Source organism: Tepidimonas sp., assembly GCF_046292505.1.
Classification (GTDB): Bacteria; Pseudomonadota; Gammaproteobacteria; order Burkholderiales; family Burkholderiaceae_C; genus Tepidimonas.
On record NZ_JBKBQX010000302.1, the window covers coordinates 1 to 503 of the forward strand.

General features: G+C 45.1%; 1 protein-coding gene. It reads left to right on the forward strand.

Annotated elements, in window-relative coordinates:
* On the forward strand, window positions 1-503 hold a 503-nt coding region (locus ACK4TH_RS13400), incomplete at both ends, for an AAA family ATPase (RefSeq protein ID WP_409627149.1).

The window sequence follows — 503 nt, forward strand, 5'->3', positions numbered from 1 at the left end:
AGGCCTAAAATCGCCAGATAAACCTGTGGGTAGTTTCGTTTTTGCAGGCCCAACTGGGGTAGGTAAAACAGAAGTCACCAAGCAGCTTGCGAAATTACTGGGTGTTGAGCTGGTTCGCTTCGATATGTCGGAGTATATGGAGCGCCATGCGGTTTCACGTTTGATCGGTGCGCCTCCGGGTTATGTCGGCTTTGATCAAGGTGGTCTGTTGACCGATGCGATTCATAAAAATCCGCATTGTGTATTATTGCTAGATGAGATTGAAAAAGCGCATCCAGACGTGTTCAACTTATTGCTACAAATCATGGATCATGGTTCATTGACCGATAACAATGGTCGTAAATCAGACTTCCGTAATGTGGTGTTGGTCCTGACCACAAATATTGGCGCAGAAAGTATTTCTCGCGTGAGTATTGGCTTCATGGATCAAGACAACAGTAATGATAACCAAGATGCAATGAAGAAAGCGTTTTCTCCAGAGTTCCGTAACCGTTTAGACAGCG